Annotated in this window: 19 protein-coding genes; 12 read left to right on the top strand and 7 right to left on the bottom strand. The window is 37.0% G+C overall.

Translation table 11 applies throughout. From position 1 onward, the window contains the following. Nucleotides 1-9: 9 nt before the first annotated feature. Complete coding sequence (locus K1I41_RS09800) at nt 10-2,493, bottom strand: YfhO family protein (RefSeq protein ID WP_220640177.1); 2,484 nt, start codon at nt 2,491-2,493, stop codon at nt 10-12. Nucleotides 2,494-2,628: 135 nt separating this feature from the next. Beyond that, a complete protein-coding gene (locus K1I41_RS09795) occupies nt 2,629-2,889 on the bottom strand; it encodes a DUF4834 family protein (RefSeq protein WP_220640176.1) in 261 nt (86 codons plus the stop codon). A gap of 135 nt (nt 2,890-3,024) precedes the next feature. On the opposite strand from K1I41_RS09795, the gene K1I41_RS09790 reads away from it, so the two are divergent. Together K1I41_RS09790 and K1I41_RS09785 are read left to right on the top strand one after the other, a co-directional pair. Continuing rightward, nucleotides 3,025-4,020 (top strand): transporter, encoded by a 996-nt coding sequence (locus K1I41_RS09790; protein WP_220640175.1) that lies wholly within the window; start codon nt 3,025-3,027, stop codon nt 4,018-4,020. 7 nt (nt 4,021-4,027) lie between these two features. After that, the gene (locus tag K1I41_RS09785; RefSeq protein ID WP_220640174.1) at nt 4,028-5,146 is read left to right on the top strand and encodes a GTP cyclohydrolase; all 1,119 of its coding nucleotides are present in this window, start codon (nt 4,028-4,030) and stop codon (nt 5,144-5,146) included. 63 nt (nt 5,147-5,209) lie between these two features. Here K1I41_RS09785 and capB read toward each other — a convergent pair whose 3' ends face one another. Continuing rightward, nucleotides 5,210-6,475 (bottom strand): cysteate-C-fatty acyltransferase, encoded by a 1,266-nt coding sequence (capB, locus tag K1I41_RS09780; protein WP_220640173.1) that lies wholly within the window; start codon nt 6,473-6,475, stop codon nt 5,210-5,212. A gap of 239 nt (nt 6,476-6,714) precedes the next feature. On the opposite strand from capB, the gene K1I41_RS09775 reads away from it, so the two are divergent. From K1I41_RS09775 to K1I41_RS09750, 6 genes are all read left to right on the top strand, one after another. Then, the gene (locus K1I41_RS09775; RefSeq protein ID WP_220640172.1) at nt 6,715-7,053 is read left to right on the top strand and encodes a TM2 domain-containing protein; all 339 of its coding nucleotides are present in this window, start codon (nt 6,715-6,717) and stop codon (nt 7,051-7,053) included. Nucleotides 7,054-7,058: 5 nt separating this feature from the next. After that, a complete protein-coding gene (locus K1I41_RS09770) occupies nt 7,059-7,469 on the top strand; it encodes a DUF2752 domain-containing protein (RefSeq protein WP_220640171.1) in 411 nt (136 codons plus the stop codon). After that, the gene (locus tag K1I41_RS09765) at nt 7,445-7,921 is read left to right on the top strand and encodes a hypothetical protein (RefSeq protein WP_220640170.1); all 477 of its coding nucleotides are present in this window, start codon (nt 7,445-7,447) and stop codon (nt 7,919-7,921) included. The genes K1I41_RS09770 and K1I41_RS09765 overlap by 25 nt, the downstream gene beginning before the upstream one ends. Nucleotides 7,922-7,923: 2 nt before the next feature. Further along, nucleotides 7,924-8,496, top strand: a complete 573-nt coding sequence (locus K1I41_RS09760) for a non-canonical purine NTP diphosphatase (RefSeq protein ID WP_220640169.1) — start codon at nt 7,924-7,926, stop codon at nt 8,494-8,496. Between the two features lie 99 nt (nt 8,497-8,595). Beyond that, on the top strand, nt 8,596-10,371 hold the full coding sequence (locus K1I41_RS09755) for a DEAD/DEAH box helicase (protein ID WP_220640168.1): 1,776 nt from the start codon (nt 8,596-8,598) through the stop codon (nt 10,369-10,371). Nucleotides 10,372-10,450: 79 nt separating this feature from the next. Continuing rightward, nucleotides 10,451-11,218: a carboxypeptidase-like regulatory domain-containing protein gene (locus tag K1I41_RS09750; protein WP_220640167.1), complete on the top strand. Its 768-nt coding sequence runs from the start codon at nt 10,451-10,453 to the stop codon at nt 11,216-11,218. 1 nt (nt 11,219) lies between these two features. Here the strand turns inward: K1I41_RS09750 and K1I41_RS09745 are convergent, their stop codons facing one another. Further along, the gene (locus K1I41_RS09745) at nt 11,220-11,882 is read right to left on the bottom strand and encodes a TrmH family RNA methyltransferase (protein ID WP_220640166.1); all 663 of its coding nucleotides are present in this window, start codon (nt 11,880-11,882) and stop codon (nt 11,220-11,222) included. 55 nt (nt 11,883-11,937) lie between these two features. Here K1I41_RS09745 and K1I41_RS09740 point away from each other — a divergent pair, with 55 nt between their 5' ends. The 4 genes from K1I41_RS09740 to purB all read left to right on the top strand — a co-directional run bounded on the left by K1I41_RS09740 (nt 11,938) and on the right by purB (nt 15,396). Next, nucleotides 11,938-12,468, top strand: a complete 531-nt coding sequence (locus tag K1I41_RS09740) for an RNA polymerase sigma factor (protein ID WP_220640165.1) — start codon at nt 11,938-11,940, stop codon at nt 12,466-12,468. After that, a complete protein-coding gene (locus K1I41_RS09735; protein WP_220640164.1) occupies nt 12,468-13,259 on the top strand; it encodes an anti-sigma factor in 792 nt (263 codons plus the stop codon). The genes K1I41_RS09740 and K1I41_RS09735 overlap by 1 nt, the downstream gene beginning before the upstream one ends. Nucleotides 13,260-13,262: 3 nt before the next feature. Then, nucleotides 13,263-13,964, top strand: coding sequence for an SIR2 family NAD-dependent protein deacylase (locus K1I41_RS09730; RefSeq protein ID WP_220640163.1), 702 nt, complete (start codon nt 13,263-13,265; stop codon nt 13,962-13,964). Between the two features lie 79 nt (nt 13,965-14,043). Beyond that, on the top strand, nt 14,044-15,396 hold the full coding sequence (gene purB, locus K1I41_RS09725; protein ID WP_220640162.1) for an adenylosuccinate lyase: 1,353 nt from the start codon (nt 14,044-14,046) through the stop codon (nt 15,394-15,396). A 67-nt stretch (nt 15,397-15,463) separates the two neighbouring features. Here the strand turns inward: purB and guaB are convergent, their stop codons facing one another. The 3 genes from guaB to K1I41_RS09710 all read right to left on the bottom strand — a co-directional run bounded on the left by guaB (nt 15,464) and on the right by K1I41_RS09710 (nt 18,997). Continuing rightward, nucleotides 15,464-16,936 carry an IMP dehydrogenase gene (gene guaB / locus K1I41_RS09720; protein ID WP_220640161.1) on the bottom strand — a complete coding sequence of 491 codons (1,473 nt, stop codon included), beginning with the start codon at nt 16,934-16,936 and terminating at the stop codon, nt 15,464-15,466. A gap of 76 nt (nt 16,937-17,012) precedes the next feature. Continuing rightward, complete coding sequence (locus tag K1I41_RS09715; protein WP_220640160.1) at nt 17,013-17,876, bottom strand: hydroxymethylglutaryl-CoA lyase; 864 nt, start codon at nt 17,874-17,876, stop codon at nt 17,013-17,015. Between the two features lie 80 nt (nt 17,877-17,956). Beyond that, the gene (locus K1I41_RS09710; protein ID WP_220640159.1) at nt 17,957-18,997 is read right to left on the bottom strand and encodes a quinone-dependent dihydroorotate dehydrogenase; all 1,041 of its coding nucleotides are present in this window, start codon (nt 18,995-18,997) and stop codon (nt 17,957-17,959) included. Nucleotides 18,998-19,044: the final 47 nt, after the last annotated feature.

The following is a 19,044-nucleotide window of genomic DNA, read 5'->3' as shown; positions in this document are numbered from 1 at the left end:
TTTTATTTACTATTTGAGTTGTTTTGTTTGCTTAGTAGTTATGTAAATGCCTATAATTAGCAATATTACTATTAAAATAAAACTAATTAGTGTAATGGTACCACCTGTTTTTACCACTTGTGGCTCAAACTTAAATTCTATAGTATGTTTACCCGCTGGCAATTGCATAGCGCGTAGTACATAATTGGCTCTAAAATGGGGCGTTAAAGTGCCATTTACATAAGCATTCCAACCATTTGCATAATACATTTCAGAAAATACGGCTAAACCTCCGTTTTTGTTGTTCGATGTATATTTTATGTAATTAGGCTCGTGTTTTTTCAACGTAATAGTAGCAGTACTATTATCGGTAGCAAAAATATTTTTTTGTAACTTAATAGTTAAATCGTTGGCATTTACAATGGCTGTTTTTTTAGTATCTAAATCAATTAACCCCGTAATTTCATCATCGGGTGTAGTTACTTTTTGTATGTTGTTTACAAACCAAGCTGCGCCATTGGCGTACGGATTGGTAATAGGTACACTCTGCCCCTCGCCTGCTTGTAAAATAATATATTTTATGTTGAGTAAATTCAATACAGGGAAACGTTCGCCCAAAGCCATTTCTTCACGATTAATGGTTTGTAGCATATCCTGTATTTGGTTATCAGCAATATATGTGAATAACTGATCCATACGTCTGGGACGAACTGCACTATACCCTCCTACCGAATTATGAAAATACGATGTTCGTCCTTGTAAACGTAATTGCGGCTCGTAAACCCTATAAAATGAAGTGTCTTGTAATATATAATTGTCCGTTGGTGTAGCTTGAAAAGGCTTATCCATTTTACGAGCATTTACAAAATCTTCCTTATTTACGTAATTTCTATCTACAAAATAAAGATCGCCTACCATTAGTAAGCCTACTACTATGGTAGCTACCGTTGCTTTAAGTTTATTCTCTTTAAATGCCCATAAAATTGCGGCTACCAGAAGTATTAAAATACCTGAACGTAGTAAATCGGACACATACATGCTCTCACGCTGCTCTTGCAATGCCTCTACAAACGCAGGTCCTATACTGCCATACATTTCCATCAATCGGGCATCCATAGCACCCGTAAAGTTAAAAGAACCTTTGAATAAGAACAAGCATATTACAAGACCTAGTGCCACTCCTGCCGATAATTGTAATGCTTTCCATTGCTCTTGTTTAGTTGCTTTAAAAAACGATTGTAGCCCCATAATTGCCAGTACAGGGAAACAAAGTTCCAAGATTACTTGGATAGACGATACTGCTCGGAATTTATCGTATAGCGGTACATTATCTATAAAAAACGTGGTAAGCGCAGGGAAGTTTTTACCCCACGATAATAATAACGATAGTATTGCTCCTGCAAGAAAAGCATATTTAACTTTTCGTTTATCAATAAATATACACAGTATTGCTAAAAAGAATACTACTGCACCTACATAAGCGGGTGCTTCAACAATAGGTTGGTCGCCCCAATAGGTAGGTACTGCCGCTACAAAACTTTGTGCTTCTTGTGGGGTAGCACCTTGTTCTAGTATAAACTCATACATTTCAGAGTCTGCGCCTACATTTTCGCTAGAGCCTCCACCAAAAAGCCTTGGTGCTATTAAATTAAAACTCTCGGCTATACCGTAACTATACTCCGTAATGTAGTCGTAATCCATAGCCGAATCAGTAGTATTTTCGGAGCCGTCAGCGTTAATCGTTAATTCACTTTTACCCCTAATACTAAAATCAGTATATTCTGCAGTAGCCATAAGGCTTGTAGCATTGGCGCCTACGGCTAGTAGTACTGCTACAATAAAAGTTCCTGATAACAATCCGAGATGTTTAAAATCTTTCTGCTTAATAATTTGAATCAGATAATAAATACCAATAACTAATAATAACAGCAGTAAATAATACGTCATCTGGAAGTGGTTGGCATTAATCTCCAATGCTGTTGCAAAAATGGTTAGCAATCCGCCCGTAATGTATCGTTTTTTAAATACGAGTAACACCCCTGCTACTACCATAGGCATATAGGCTATGGCATGAGCTTTGGCATTATGCCCTACCCCAAGTATTATAATTAAATAGGTAGAAAAACCAAAGGCTAGTGCCCCAAAAAAAGCTTTTAATGGGTCTACTTTTAGCACACACATTAGTATATAAAACCCAATAAAATATAAAAACAAATAATCGGCTGGGCGTGGTAAAAAGCGTAACTTATAATCCAACTCTTTAATATAATTGTGCGGATATTTTGCTCCTAACTGGTAGGTTGGCATACCACCAAAGGCACTATTTGTCCAATAAGGCTCTTCGTCAGTTGCTGCCCTAAAATCGTTTTGCTCCTTAGCCATACCTGTATATTGCACAATATCGGACTGGTATATTTTTTTGCCTTGTAGTACAGGGTAAAAATAAATAAGTGATATAAGTACAAACCCTAAAAGGGCAAGTAGGTGCGGATAGAGCTTGTTGATATTCTTCATGTAACGATTATCTTTTTTATAAATACAAAAACGCCGTGAAGATACTTAATTTAGCTAAAAGTAGGAACAGGTATGCACTAATAAATAAGGGATTAAAAACAGAAAACTCCTCTAAAAGAGGAGCTTTACTATATGTTAATCAATTTCTTCAAAATCAATATATTCGCCAACTTTTTTATTTTCTTTTGGCTTTTTATCTCGTTTCAAGTTAGCTTGTTGTGTAGTGTAGTTTTGCTGATTGAATTGCTGTTGGTTGTTAAAACTTCGCTGCGCCTTTTTAACCATCTGTTGCATAAGCACAGGGGCTAATAGGCGAAGTAAAAATTTTATCGCATAATATATAAGTATTATTATAACTATTGTACGTAGTACTCCAGTAAAAGATGCCGTTACCATTCTAAATCAAAATTTGCCCAAAAATAAGTAATATACTATTGAAAATTAAATTAGTGTTCTTAAAATAATAATAAAATGTAGTATTTTTGAGGAAATCTTAATGTGGAAAGGTTTGAAATTAAAAATACGCCAAGAATGAACATTTTAAAAATACTTACAGCTTATACCTTAATTTTAAGCTGCACTACACTTAATGCGCAATATACTGACCAAATTAATTCAAACCGACCAGGAATATCAATGGGAGCCTTTGCTGTTGGTAAAACAATTGCACAGGTAGAAACGGGTGTTTATGGTATAATGGAAGAGCACGAAATCCTTAATTACGAAACTATGGGTATGGGGATTGACCTTACCTTACGTTATGGTGCTATTATGGAAGAACTCGAGTTTATTGTTGATATGCAGTACCAGTTCGACCAACAAGAGGACGCTATATACACAACAAACAGAAACGATTTTAAGCAGTTTCTTGTTGGAGCTAAATATTTAATTTATGATCCCGATAAAAATTATAATCCCGAACCAAACTTGTACAGTTGGAAAGCTAACCGCAAATTTAAATGGCGTAGTTTAATACCATCTGTAGCAGTATATGCTGGTGCTAATTTAATTGGGGGCAATAACCCTTACACCTTTCCTGACGACCAAGTAAGTGCCAAAATAATGGGTATTACACAAAATCATTTTGGTAAATGGGTATGGGTAAACAATTTTATAGCCGATAAATTCCCAACAAAATACCCAAGTTTAGGTTTAATATCCACACTTACACGAGGGTTTAACGAAAAATGGTCGGGTTTTGTAGAGTTTCAAGGGTTTAGTAGTGATTACTATGCTGATGGGCTTGGTAGAGTTGGCGCAGCCCACCTGCTAAACGACGTAATGCAGATAGATGCCTCTGTAACAGGTAATTTTAAAAATACACCCTCTATACTATATGCTAGTATTGGTTTTTCTTGGCGTTTTGATGCCAATTATTCCGATGTTCTTTTAGCGGGTAAAGGAGAGCGTGAAGATGAGTATAACGAAGAGCAGAAAAAACTTAAAGAGAAGCGTGATAAAGAGCGCGAAGAACGAAAAAAGAAAAGAAATAAACGCCTTGATGAAGTAGAAACGGAAGGAAATTAATACCTAAATGATAACAGTTAAAGAAGCAAAAACCAAAAAAGAGATAAAACAGTTTATAAAATTTTCTTTTGAACTTTATAAAGATTGCCCGTATTGGATACCTCCGATTATAAGCGACGAAATGGAAAATTTTGACGCTACAAAAAACCCTGCCTTTGCACATGCCGATGCTAAATTTTACTTAGCCTACCGCAACAATAAAATTGTAGGTAAAACTGCTGTAATAATTAATTGGCAGGAGGTAGAAATGCAGCAGAAAAAAAAGGTGCGTTTTGGTTGGTTTGATGTTATAGACGATATAGAAGTTACCAAAGCCCTACTGGAAAAAGTGTATGAGTTTGGAAAAGCAAACAATATGGAATACGTTGAGGGACCCATCGGTTTTTCCAATCTTGATAAAGTAGGTGTACTTACCGATGGTTTCGATAAAATGGGCACAGCCATAACGTGGTACAATTACTCCTATTACTCTGAACATCTTGAAAAACTGGGTTTTGTAAAAGAGAAAGAATACCTAGAAAGCATATTTTCATTTGATAATGTTAATGTAGAGAGTTTTAAAAAAGCCGCCAGACTCATTAAAAAACGATATGAGCTTACACCCCTAAACTTTAAAAGCACTAATGAGGTAATGCCTTACGTAGATAAAATGTTTGATCTTTTTAATGCGAGTTACGATAAACTTTCTTCTTTCGTGGCAGTATCTGAAGTGCAAAAAGAATATTTCAAAAAAAAATATGTAGGTCTTATTAACCCAGAGTACATAAAGTTTGTTCAGGACAAAAATAAAAAACTAGTAGCCTTTAGTATTGTAATGCCCTCTTTTGCAGAGGCGCTTAAAAAAGCCAACGGTAAATTATTCCCATTCGGCTTTCTGCACCTGCTTAAAGCTAAGAAAAACAGTAAAGACGTTGTATTTTACCTAATAGGCATTGACCCTGAGTACCAGAATAAGGGGGTTACTGCAATAATTTTTGAAGAATACCATAAAATATTCTTGAAAAACAAAATTAGAAACTGTATTAGAACACCTGAGCTTGAGGATAATTATGCTATGCAAAACCTTTGGAAGAATTTTAGCCCAGAGGTACACAAACGCAGGCGTACGTACCGTAAAGACCTTTAATAAAAAATCCCGAGCAAATTTTACTCGGGATTTTTTATTTGTATAATATATACTTACTAAAACTTATTCGGCAGAAACATCTACCGTAGTAGCTGCGGCTACTTTTTTATATGTACCATTTTCTAGTTTTTCACGTATAGCTTCGTAAGCCTTAAGTGTAATTTCAATATCTTCCATAGTATGCGTAGCCGTAGGTATCATTCTAAGTAATATAATACCTTTAGGTATTACAGGATACACTACTATAGATAAGAATATAGCATAATTCTCTCTCAAATCGTTAACCATAGCCATAGCCTCTGGTATACTACCCTCTAAATATACAGGTGTTACACATGTATTAGTATCGCCAATATTAAAACCTCTGCTTTTAAGTCCGTTTTGTAACGCATTTACATTTTCCCAAAGTTTAGCTTTTAACTCAGGGCGTGTTCTAAGCATATCAAGACGCTTAAGCGCTCCTTTTACTAGCAGCATTGGTAATGACTTAGCAAACATTTGCGAACGCATATTATACTTTAAAAAGTCAATAACGTCTTTATCTGCTGCAACAAATGCACCTATGCTTGCCATAGATTTTGCAAAAGTAGAGAAGTAAACATCAATACCATCTTGGCAACCTTGCTCCTCTCCTGCTCCAGCACCTGTTTCGCCAAGTGTACCAAAACCATGTGCATCGTCTGCAAATAATCTAAAATTAAATTTCTCTTTAAGCGCTACAATCTCCTTAAGTTTACCTTGTTGTCCTCGCATACCAAAAACCCCTTCGGTAATAACCAATATACCACCGCCTGTTTGCTCTGCCATATTAGTAGCACGCTCTAGGTTTTTCTCAAGGCTATCTATATCGTTATGCTTGTAGGTAAAGCGTTTACCCATGTGTAGTCGAACACCATCTATAATACAAGCGTGCGAATCTACATCATATACTATAATATCGTTTTTGGAAACTAAAGCATCTATTATAGATACCATTCCTTGGTAACCAAAGTTTAATAAATACACTGATTCTTTTTTAACAAAAGCAGCAAGTTCTTGCTCCAATTGCTCGTGTAAAGATGTGTGCCCGCTCATCATTCTTGCTCCCATCGGGTATGCAGCACCATATTCAGCCGCTGCTTCAGCATCTACTTTTCGTATTTCGGGGTGGTTTGCTAAACCAAGGTAATCGTTTATGCTCCAGTTAATAACCTCCTTACCATGAAATTTCATTCGGTTAGCCAAATCGCCTTCAAGTTTAGGAAAAACATAGTAACCCTCTGCTTGCGAAGCCCACTTGCCTAAAGGTCCTTTATTCTTTTGTATCCTTTCAAATAAATCGTTTACCATATATCAAAATTTTCAGTGTCATAAAAACGCATCAAAAGTAGTCAATATATTACTTCTGTCATAATAATTTTTTAACACAATACTATATCGCTATGCGCATTTTATAAAAAAGCGTCATCTAAATTTAAACAAAAAAATACGCTTTGCCTTAGCAGGGTAACTAAAAACACAATTAATTAACAATGTGTTAAATTATTTTTTTAGTTTTACAACATAATAATCAACCAAAAACAAATAAAATGGAGGCACAAAAAGTAGACATGTATTTAATGTCAAATGCTAAGTATTTCAGAAGTCAACAATTAAATTATATCCGCGAAAGGCTATTAAACTTAGATGAATCGAAGTGGACTATGCTACAAAGCATAGAACTTAAAGACCCTACTACTATCATTATCGTTTCTATATTAGCTGGAGGTTTAGGTATCGACCGTTTTCTTATTGGAGATACTGGTATGGGAGTAGGTAAACTGCTAACATGTGGTGGTGCTGGTATTTGGACTATTGTTGACTGGTTTTTGATTATGGATGCTACTCGTGATAAAAACATAGAAAAAATTCAGCAATTTTTAGGATAAATTAAATGACTAGAAACAAGCTATACCTTATTATTGCTTTAGGATTAATAGCTGGTTATAGTTGGCTGGCGTATATTATGTTGCAAGGTCACTCGGAGCATAACCATACGCCAGCTTGTTTATTTAAAAATACTACTGGAGTACCATGCCCCTCTTGCGGCAACACACGTTCCATAATTGCGCTTACAGAAGGTAACATCTCAGAAGCCTTACTTATAAATCCGCTAGGTATAATTGTTGCGAGTATAATGCTTATATTTCCGTTATGGTTATTGTATGATGTGAGTTTGAAGAAAGACACACTCTATAAAAACTATTTAAAGTTTGAAAAAACAATTAAAACAAAACATTTGGCCATAGTACTTGTTGTGTTAGTAATTATTAATTGGATATGGAATATACAGAAGGGGTTGTAAAGGATAAAGAAACTGTAATACATGTACACCCTAACGATTACGAAAAAGCAGGTAATAGCTACCTTATGGCTATAGTAGCTGTAATTGCAGGTATGCCCTTACCCATTATAAACTTAATAGCATCGGGCGTGTATTATTTGGGCAACCTAAAAGCATCTTATTTTGTACGTTGGCACTGCATACAAGCCATACTGGCACAAACTATTATTATTCCTTTTAACAGTATTGCTTGGGGCTGGACGTTATCTGTAATGCTAAATAAAACCGAACCTACCCTTTACTATGGTATTTATTTATTTGCCGTTATATTACTAAACATAATAGAATTTGTAGCTGTTATAAATACAGCATCCAGAGTTAACAAGGGCGAAAATGTACGCTGGATAATTATTGCCCCACTTACCGATAAACTTTGCAGCAAAAAGAATAAATCTCCCTATCCCTTATACTAATCATGAAACTCGTTTTTGCCTCAAACAATAAAAATAAGATACAAGAAATAAAGCACCAACTCCCTAAAGGCATTGAACTATTGAGTTTAGAGGATATTGGCTGTGTTGAAGATATTCCTGAAACTGCTGATACTATTGAGGGTAACGCGATTTTAAAAGCCAATTATGTAACCGAAAAATACGGCTACGATTGTTTTGCTGACGATACAGGTTTAGAGGTAGCTGCCTTAAACGGAGCTCCTGGCGTATACTCTGCACGCTATGCAGGCATGCAAAAAGATGCCAACGACAACATGAATAAGCTACTTAGCGAACTCAGCAATACAGCCAACCGAGATGCCAATTTTAAAACTGTTATTGCACTTAATTATAATAACAAACAGCATTTATTTACAGGTATTGCAAAAGGTAAGATAACTACCGAAAAAGCAGGTACTGAGGGGTTTGGGTACGACCCTATTTTTAAGCCCGAAGGTAAAAACCGTACTTTTGCAGAAATTTCTTTGGACGAAAAAGCACAACTTAGCCATCGTGGTAAAGCGGTAGCACAGCTTATTGCTTTTTTAGAAAAATAACTAGCTGATTTTCAATTTATTTACTCAAAATAAAACTAGCACTGTTATTAGTATATCTCACTAACAAACAGTACCTTTGCCCCTATTTTAAAAACATATATGAATAAATTTGAACAATTAGGATTGAATGAATCGCTTCTGAAGGCGATAAACGATCTAGGATTTGAAAATCCGTCAGAGGTACAGGAAAAGGCGATTCCCCTATTATTGGAAAAAGATACAGATATTGTAGCGTTAGCGCAAACGGGGACAGGGAAAACAGCGGCTTTTGGTTTTCCGCTTATCCAAAAAATAGATCCTAACAACAGGAACACACAGGCACTTATACTATCACCAACGCGTGAACTTTGCCTGCAAATTACAAACGAAATTAAACTATACTCAAAGTATGTAAACGTACATACTGTTGCCGTATACGGGGGTGCTAGCATTACAGAACAAGCCAGAGAGGTAAAAAGAGGAGCGCAAATTATTGTAGCTACACCTGGGCGTATGCAAGATATGATTAACAGAGGGTTGGTAAACATCTCTAAAATTGATTATTGCATATTGGATGAGGCGGATGAGATGCTAAACATGGGCTTTTATGATGATATTGTTTCGATACTATCTACATCACCCGATGAAAAAAGCACTTGGTTATTCTCGGCAACAATGCCACAGGAGGTTGCTCGTATAGCAAAAGAATTTATGAGAAAACCGTTAGAAATAACTGTTGGTCATAAAAATTCAGGCTCATCTACTGTATCGCACGAATTTTACTTAGTAAACGGTCGTAACCGTTATGAGGCATTAAAACGCCTTGCAGATGCTAACCCCGATATATTCTCGGTTATATTTTGCCGTACAAAACGTGATACGCAAGCGGTTGCCGAAAAACTGATTGAAGACGGTTACAATGCTGCTGCTCTACACGGCGATTTATCGCAGGCACAGCGTGACTCGGTAATGAAATCGTTTAGAAACCGACAGATACAAATGCTTGTAGCTACCGATGTTGCTGCAAGGGGTATTGACGTAGATAATATTACACACGTAATTAACTACCAGTTACCTGATGAGATAGAAACCTATAACCACCGTAGTGGTCGTACAGGGCGTGCAGGTAAACTAGGTACCTCTATAGTAATAATTACGAAGAGTGAACTGAGAAAAATTACAACCATAGAGCGCATCATCAAACAAAAGTTTGAGGAAAAAACAATACCATCGGGTATTGAAATTTGCGAAATACAGCTTTTCCACCTTGCTAATAAAATCAAGGATGTAGAAATTGACCACGAAATAGACTCGTACCTACCTGCAATATATGAGGTAATGAAAGACCTTACTAAGGAAGAACTTATCAAAAAAATGGTATCGGTAGAGTTTAACCGATTTATTGAATATTATAAAAACAATAAAGACCTCTCGGCACAACCTGCTGGCGACAGACGCGATAGTTCTCGTCCAGGAAGTAACAGCGGTGCAGTACGCTACTTTATCAACATCGGGTCAAGAGATAATTTTGATTGGATGAGCCTAAAAGATTTCCTTCGTGATACGTTGGGCTTAGGGCGTGATGATGTGTTTAAAGTTGATGTAAAAGAAGGTTTCTCTTTCTTTAATACCGATGCAGAACACATGCAGAGTGTTTTAGATACCTTTAATAGCATGCATCTTGAAGGGCGTAAGATAAATGTTGAGATATCTAAAAATGATGGTGGCAGTAGCCGACGTAGAGACCACAATGGTAGAAACAGCGGTGGTCGTGGAAGCAGAAGTGACTCATTTGGAGGCGGTAGAAGCAACCGAAGAGACAATTCTTTCGAACGTCCAGCACGACGTGGAGAAGGCAGACCAGGCTCTAGAGATAGAAAGCCTAGAAGAAGTTAATGTAAATATTTCAGCATAATTGCATACTAACTACAAAATATCGCGTTTGTTTATTACTTTTACATTACATAAACAGTCAATGAGGTATTTTGTAGTTTTTTTATTTTTAAGTTTTTCGCTATTTAGTTTTGCACAACAGCCAAAAACAGTTTCGGGTATTATCATTAACGATGGTACATTAAGACCTGCGGCAAATGTAAATATAATCAACATTAACACGGTTAAAGGTACACTTACCGATGCTAAGGGTAAATTTACCATAGAGGCTAGCCCTAACGATACATTGCATGTATCTCTAATCGGGTATCAGTCCATAAAAGTACGGGTAACAAACGACTGGGTTAATAACACCACTACTACCAAAATACCATTAACCGAAAGGGCTTATACGCTAGAGGAAGTTGTTATTAATAAATACAACCTTACAGGTTATTTGCAAATAGACTCTAAACTGGCTCCTATTAAAGAGCCTAACTACCGTTATGCTATATCGGGGCTACCACAAGGTTATGAGGGTGGCGAAAACTCACCAAGTGCCTTTAAACGTATTGTAAGTTCAGTATTTAATCCTGCCGACTTATTGCACAACATATTTGGTAAAAAACCTGCCGAAATGCGCCGATTACGCGAAATGAAAAAAGATGATACGGTACGTAATGCTTTGGCATCTAAATTCGATCGTGAAACGTTAGCCGCATTATTGGGTGTTACCAAAGAAGAAATTGCTGATATACTGGAGCGTTGTAACTACTCGGAAGTATTTATAACTACGGCTAACGACTTACAAATTATGGACGCCATAAGTGGTTGTTACGAAGAATATAAAGTATTAAACAGAGGCGATTAGTTTATCCTGCCAAATACTTTTCCGTAACAAAATCAATATCTTTTATTGATTTCCGTGTCCAATCAATACGTTTTTCCAATATTTCCTTATCAGATAACTGCCATGCAATACCCGATTTTCGTAAACGATTGGTAATATCTTGTATAATTATAGCTGCCGAATTGGATATATTCAAACTCTCGGTAAATCCAGCCATAGGGATATGTACAAACCCATCCGCTTGTTGTAATACTGTTTCAGATAATCCATCTTTTTCAGTACCAAAAAACAGTGCTGCAGGTTCGGTAATATCAAATACATCTAAAGGGCTCGAATTTTGATGCGGCGAAGTAGCTATTATTTTGTAACCATGTTCTTTTAAACTCGTTATACAAGTATTAGTCGTATCAAACCTATTAACATCTACCCACTTTTGCGCCCCCATAGCAATTTCCTTATCAATATCTTTACCGTACCGCTCCTCTACCACATTAAGCTCCTGTATACCAAAAACTTCACATGTTCGCATTACAGCACTTGTGTTATGCAACTGAAAAACATCCTCTATAGCCACCGTAAAATGCTTTGTTCTGTTTTGGAGTATCTCTAAAAACCTATTTTTTCTATCAGCAGTAATAAAATTCTCAATATAAGTAAGATAATCCAAGTCTGATGTATTTTTCATTATGAGTACTGATGTTTAAAATGTTTTGCTAATTTAGAGGTGCTAAAATTTAAGTATGACACAGGAAGAATTACTCGAACAAATTTACAAAAAAGACGACAAAGCATTTACCCTACTTTACGATATGTATGCTAAAAGTCTTTACGGTATTATCTTTAACCTAATTAATGATAAAGAAGAGAGTGAAGATATATTACAGGAAGTATTTGTAAAAATATGGAAGAATATTGATAGCTATACTACTAGTAGAGGTAGGTTTTTTACGTGGATATTAAACATTGCACGGAATACGGCTATAGACAGGCTTCGCTCTAAAAGCCGCAATAACAGCAAGAAAAACCTATCTTCAGATAATTTCGTAGATATTCTTGATAACAATACAGCAATAACCTATAAAATTGATGCCATCGGGATAAGAGAATTCATCAAAAAACTAAAGCCAAGGTGTATCCGCATCATGGATCTATTATTCTTTAAAGGCTATACACAACAAGAAGCTTCGGAAGAGCTTCAAATACCTTTAGGAACAGTTAAAACACAAAATAGGAATTGTATTAAGGAACTAAGAACAATACTAGAGGTATAATGGATAGCAAGGAATTAATAGAATCGGGAACGCTAGAACTTTTTGTTTTTGGATTATTATCTGAAAATGAAAATAGCGAAATACAAAAAGTAGCAGAACGTGATACCGAAGTACAAGCAGAAATTCTTGCTATCGAAAAATCAATAATAAACCTATCGTATGGTATATCGCCAAAGCTATCGGCACAAAACTACAACAAGCTATACGCTAAACTAATTAAAGAAAATCAAGATAGCGTAGTACCTATAAACAAACGTAGTAAAACAACCCAATATATTGGTTGGGCAGCAGCTATTATACTTATGTTTGGTATTGGCATTCAGTACCACAAATACAACCAGGTTAGCAAGGAGGTACAGGAAACCAGCATCCAACGCAATAAATTTGAGCAAATGGTAGTTAGTATAAAAAAGCAGCATACACTAACCGAAAGAGCGTTGGCAATTGTTCGTGATACTGACAATACAGAAATTCATCTTGAAGGGCAACAAATTGCGCCAGAATCATTTGCAAAAGTTTACTTAAACAAAAAAAGTAATAAAACGCATGTTGACATAACGGGCTTACCCGCCCCACCAGAAGGTAAAGTATACCAAGTTTGGGCACTTAAACTTAACCCGCTTACCCCTATTAGCATTGGCGTATTGGATAGTGCTATAGCAGATGCCAATAAAGGTGTTTATAAAGTAGATAGCTTTGAAGGTGCAGAAGCATTTGGTATAACGTTAGAGCCTGGGGGCGGTAGCGAAAATCCAACATTGGGACAACTACACACACTAGGAAAAGTGTAATACATGAAAAAGAAACTTGTAGTACTTAGCGGAGCAGGCGTTAGTGCCGAAAGTGGCATAAATACGTTTAGAGATGCAGGTGGTTTGTGGGAAGGGCATGATGTAATGGAAGTCGCATCGTCCGAAGGTTTCCGTAAAAACCCTGCACTTGTTTTGGACTTTTATAATAAAAGACGAAAACAACTGCACGAAGTACACCCCAATAAAGCACATACGCTTATAGCACAACTGGAAGATGTATTTGATGTTACTGTAATTACCCAAAATGTAGATGATTTGCACGAACGTGCTGGCAGCAATAACGTAATACATTTACACGGCGAACTCCTAAAAGCCCGTTGCACACAAAATGAAAATACCATAATACGCTGGACAGCTGATATTACTTTGGGTACACTCCACCCTACTACGCAACAACAACTACGCCCACACATAGTTTGGTTTGGCGAGGCAGTACCTGCCATAACAAAAGCTATGCAAATAGTAAAACAAGCCGATTATATAATTGTAATAGGAACAAGTATGCAGGTATACCCCGCAGCGGGGCTAATAGATTACGCCAAACCAAACGCACCTATTTATTACATAGACCCAAACCCTGCACAATTACCCCATTTAAGTAACCCCGTAGAGGTGTTTCCGTTAAAAGGTAGTGAAGGGATGAAAATTGTAGTAGAAAATTTAATAAAAATCAACGAATTGTAAGCCGTCTGAGTACGTAAATTTCTAAAAAACTCACAACAAAAACGTATATTTGCGCTTACTCATTTACAACACACAACACATGCAAATTTTATCGGAACTAAACGCTATATCGCCTATAGACGGACGTTACAGAAACAAAACCATAGCATTATCCCCTTATTTTTCGGAAGAAGCATTAATACGCTATCGTGTACTCGTAGAAATTGAATATTTCATTATGTTATGCGAGTTACCCTTACCACAACTTAAAAATGTTGATAACAGCCTTTTTGATGCGTTACGCGATATTTATAAAAATTTTACATCGGAAGATGCACAACAGATAAAAGAAATAGAGAAAACAACCAATCACGACGTTAAGGCGGTTGAATATTTCATTAAAAAAGCATTCGATAAACTCGGATTGGATGATTATAAAGAGTTTATCCACTTTGGGTTAACCTCACAAGATATAAACAACACGGCAATACCGCTTTCTACCAAAGAAGCGTTTGAGGATGTTTACATGCCATCGCTCATCAAATTAATTGCAAAACTAAAAGAATTGAGTGTAGAGTGGGCAGATGTACCCATGTTGGCACGTACGCACGGGCAACCTGCATCGCCTACCCGTTTAGGCAAAGAAATAGGCGTATTTGTAGAACGCTTGGAAGAACAATTACGCTTGTTATTTAATGTACCGTTTGCCGCCAAATTTGGTGGTGCTACAGGAAATTTTAATGCGCACGCTATTGCATACCCAAATAACGATTGGAGAAAATTTGGAAATGATTTTGTAGAAGGTAGATTGGGCTTAAAACACTCTTTCCCTACTACGCAAATAGAGCATTACGACCATTTTGCAGCGTTTTTTGATGCTTTAAAGCGTATTAATACAATACTAATTGACCTTGATAGGGATATTTGGACGTATGTATCGATGGATTACTTTAAACAAAAAATTAAAGCGGGCGAGATAGGTTCATCGGCTATGCCACACAAGGTTAACCCTATTGATTTTGAAAACTCTGAGGGCAACTTAGGTATTGCTAATGCTATATTCGAGCACCTATCGGCTAAACTACCCATATCGAGGTTACAGCGCGACCTTACCGATAGTACCGTACTGCGTAACATTGGTGTACCCATGGGGCATACTATTATAGCTTTTGAAGCCACAATAAAAGGGTTAAATAAATTATTACTAAACGAGGGTAAATTTGCTGAAGATTTAGAGAAAAACTGGGCTGTTGTTGCCGAAGCAATACAAACTATACTACGCCGTGAGAGCTACCCCAACCCTTACGAAGCATTAAAAGATTTAACGCGTACCAACCAAGTAATTAATAAAGAAGCAATACATAATTTTATTAATACATTAAAAGTTTCTGACGATGTTAAAAACGAACTTTTACAAATAACACCAAGTAATTATTTGGGAATAAACGCGTAATAAGCGAATAAATAGCATAAAAAAGCAGCCATTTAATGGCTGCTTTTTTTATCTGTATTATATACTATTATCTTGAGTAATTGGGTGACTCGTTAGTAATAGTAACATCGTGTGGATGACTTTCGGATATACCACTAGATGTAATGCGTACAAAACGACCTGATTCTTGCAAGGTAGGGATGTCTTTAGCACCACAGTATCCCATACCAGCACGCAATCCGCCAATAAACTGTAGCATACTTTCAAATAATTCACCTTTATAAGGTACACGTCCTACAATACCTTCAGGAACAAGTTTTTTAACATCATCCTCTACATCTTGGAAATAACGGTCTTTAGAGCCTTCTTTCATAGCCTCTACAGACCCCATGCCTCTATACGATTTAAACTTCCTACCCTCAAAAATTATAGTTTCTCCTGGCGATTCTTTGGTACCTGCTAGTAACGAACCTAACATTACACAGTCGGCTCCCGCTGCTAATGCCTTAGGTATATCGCCTGTATAACGAATACCGCCATCGGCAATTACAGGAACACCTGTACCACGTAGCGCAGCAGCAACTTCGAGTACCGCAGAGAATTGCGGAAACCCTACGCCTGCCACAACACGTGTTGTACATATTGAGCCTGGACCTATACCTACTTTTACGGCATCGGCACCATTATCGGCAAGGTATTGAGCAGCTTCGGGCGTAGCAATATTACCTACAACTACATCCAACTCTGGGAATTTTGCTTTTACTTCTTTAAGTACTTTTACCACACCTTGCGTATGCCCGTGTGCAGTATCTATAATTACAGCATCAACACCCGCATTTACAAGGGCTTCTGCTCTGGTTACTGCATCGGCAGTAACACCTAAGGCAGCAGCCACACGTAGTCTGCCAAATTTATCTTTATTGGCAATAGGTTTTTGGGTTAGTTTGGTAATATCTCTAAAAGTTATAAGTCCAACTAATTTATAATCGTTGTTTACAACAGGTAGTTTTTCAATTTTGTGTTCTTGTAGTATGCTTTCGGCAGCCGCAAGTGTAGTGCCTTCGGCTGCTGTAACTAGCTTTTCAGAAGTCATCACTTCCAATATCGAGCGTTCATCAACTTTTTCAAAACGCAAATCCCGATTGGTTACAATGCCTTTTAGCGTACCGTTTTCATCCACTATAGGAATACCACCTATACTATACTCACGCATAGCGTTTTTAGCATCGCCAACATTAGCTGTTAATGGCAATGTAACAGGATCGATTATCATACCCGATTCTGCTCGTTTTACTTTACGTACTTCATTGGCTTGCTGCTTAATGGTCATGTTTTTGTGCAGCACGCCAATACCACCCTCACGAGCCATAGCAATAGCCATAGCACTTTCGGTAACGGTATCCATTGCAGCAGATACTATAGGAACGTTAAGCGTTATATTTCGTGAAAATTTGGATTGTATGCTTACTTCGCGTGGTAAAACTTCGGAGTAATTAGGAACTAGCAGTACATCATCGTAGGTAAGTCCTTCGCCGATGATTTTAGTTGTGTGTGCTTTCATATGCAATTTGTAGTTAAATTGCATGCAAATATAGTATTTTTAAGTGAGATTTAAAACAGTTTACAATCTGTTAAAATTAATGATACTCCCCGAACAATTTTGTAGCCTCATTATATGAGCTTTCAAAGCTCAACGCGTTTAAATGGGTTGTTGCTTTAGCTGCTGTAAAATACGACAGCATTTTTTCGGTAGGCATATTTCCAGTAAGGTCATCTTTTGCCATGGGGCAACCACCAAACCCTTGTATAGCACCATCAAAACGGGTACATCCTGCTTTATAGGCAGCATCTATTTTTTCGTGCCATTTATCGGGTGTAGTATGCAGGTGTGCTCCAAATTCTATAGTTGGGTATTTAGGTATAAGGTTAGAAAACAGGTAATCGATAACATCGGGGGTAGAACTTCCTACCGTATCGGATAACGAGAGTATGGTTACCCCCATATCAGCTAACTTTTCTGTCCATTCTCCTACAATTTCTACATTCCAAGGGTCGCCATATGGGTTACCAAAGCCCATAGATAGATAAGCAACCACTTCTTTATTGGATTTAGCTGCTATGTTTAGTATTTCTTGCAAGGTAACTAACGATTGTGCTATGGTTTTGTGCGTGTTACGCATCTGGAAGTTTTCTGAAATAGAAAACGGATAGCCTAAGTATTGTATTTCGGGATGCTGTGCAGCAGCCTCTGCACCTCTGGTATTGGCTATTATGGCTAGTAATTTACTGCGTGTTTCAGTTAAATCGAGCTGTGCTAGTACTTCGGCAGTATCTTGCATTTGCGGAATAGCCTTAGGCGAAACAAAACTACCAAAATCAATAGTATCGAAACCAATACGTAGTAACGATTGGATGTAAGCTACTTTTTTTTCGGTTGGGATAAACGGTTTTATACCCTGCATGGCATCACGTGGGCATTCAATAATTTTTACCTGTTTCATAGCCATCAAAGATATAAAATTTAGGCTTTACGAAAACGTTTTCTTTATGTACTTGAATAGTAGATAAAACGCTGATTTTATTAGTTATTTTTATTACGAGCCAATAGTTTTTCGTTAATAGCCTTTACCAGTGCTGGACCTTCGTAAACAAAACCTGTATAGAGTTGAATAAGGCTTGCTCCTGCTTCTAACTTCTCTAGGGCGTCTTCGGGGGTGTGTATACCTCCTACGCCTATTATAGGAAATGCCTTATTACTATTTTCTGATAAAAAACGTATTACTTCTGTAGCACGCTTTCGCAATGGTTTACCACTAAGCCCTCCCATTTCTTTTTTATTTTCAGATTGTAACCCTTCACGCGATATAGTGGTATTGGTGGCTATTACACCTGCTATAGCTGTAGTTTTTGCAATGTCTATAATATCTAACAATTGCTCATTGGTAAGGTCGGGGGCTATTTTTAATAAAATTGGTTTTTGTTTTGGTTTTTCGGCATTTTTGGCTTGCAAGGTTTGCAGTAGCTTGGTTAATGGCTCTTTGTCCTGTAGCTCCCTTAAATTGGGTGTATTGGGCGAACTTACATTAACCACAAAATAGTCTACATAATCGTATAAGGCATCAAAACAAATTTTGTAATCCTCAACAGCATCTTCGTTAGGCGTAACTTTATTTTTACCAATATTCCCCCCTATAAGCACATGATCTTTTCCTTTGGGGTTTGCTTTTAATCTTTCTACTGCTGCCTCTACTCCACCATTATTAAAACCCATTCGGTTAATTAGCGCGCTATCTTCGCGTAAGCGAAATAATCGTTGTTTGGGGTTGCCTTCTTGCGGTTTTGGTGTTAGTGTACCTATTTCTATAAAACCAAACCCACAATTAGCAAGTTCTTTATACAGTACAGCATCTTTATCGAGTCCTGCTGCCAGCCCTACTGGATTTTTAAATTTTAGTCCGAATACTTCCCGTTCCAAACGAGGGTCGTTAACTTCGTATTTTGCTTTTAAAAAATGGGAAGCACCTGGTATTTTATTAATGAATCGGATTGAATCGAACGTAAAATGGTGTACTTTTTCGGGGTCGAAACGAAAAAGTAAAGGGCGTATAACTGATTTGTACATAGTGGTTGTGTTGATAGGTTGTGCAAATTTACTATTAAATTCTGTTT

The sequence above is a fragment of the Flavobacterium litorale genome (assembly GCF_019613795.1).
In the GTDB taxonomy this organism is placed as follows: Bacteria; Bacteroidota; Bacteroidia; order Flavobacteriales; family Flavobacteriaceae; genus Flavobacterium; species Flavobacterium litorale.
Note: the sequence above shows the minus strand (reverse complement) of the source record. Positions and strands in the feature narration are given on the sequence as shown.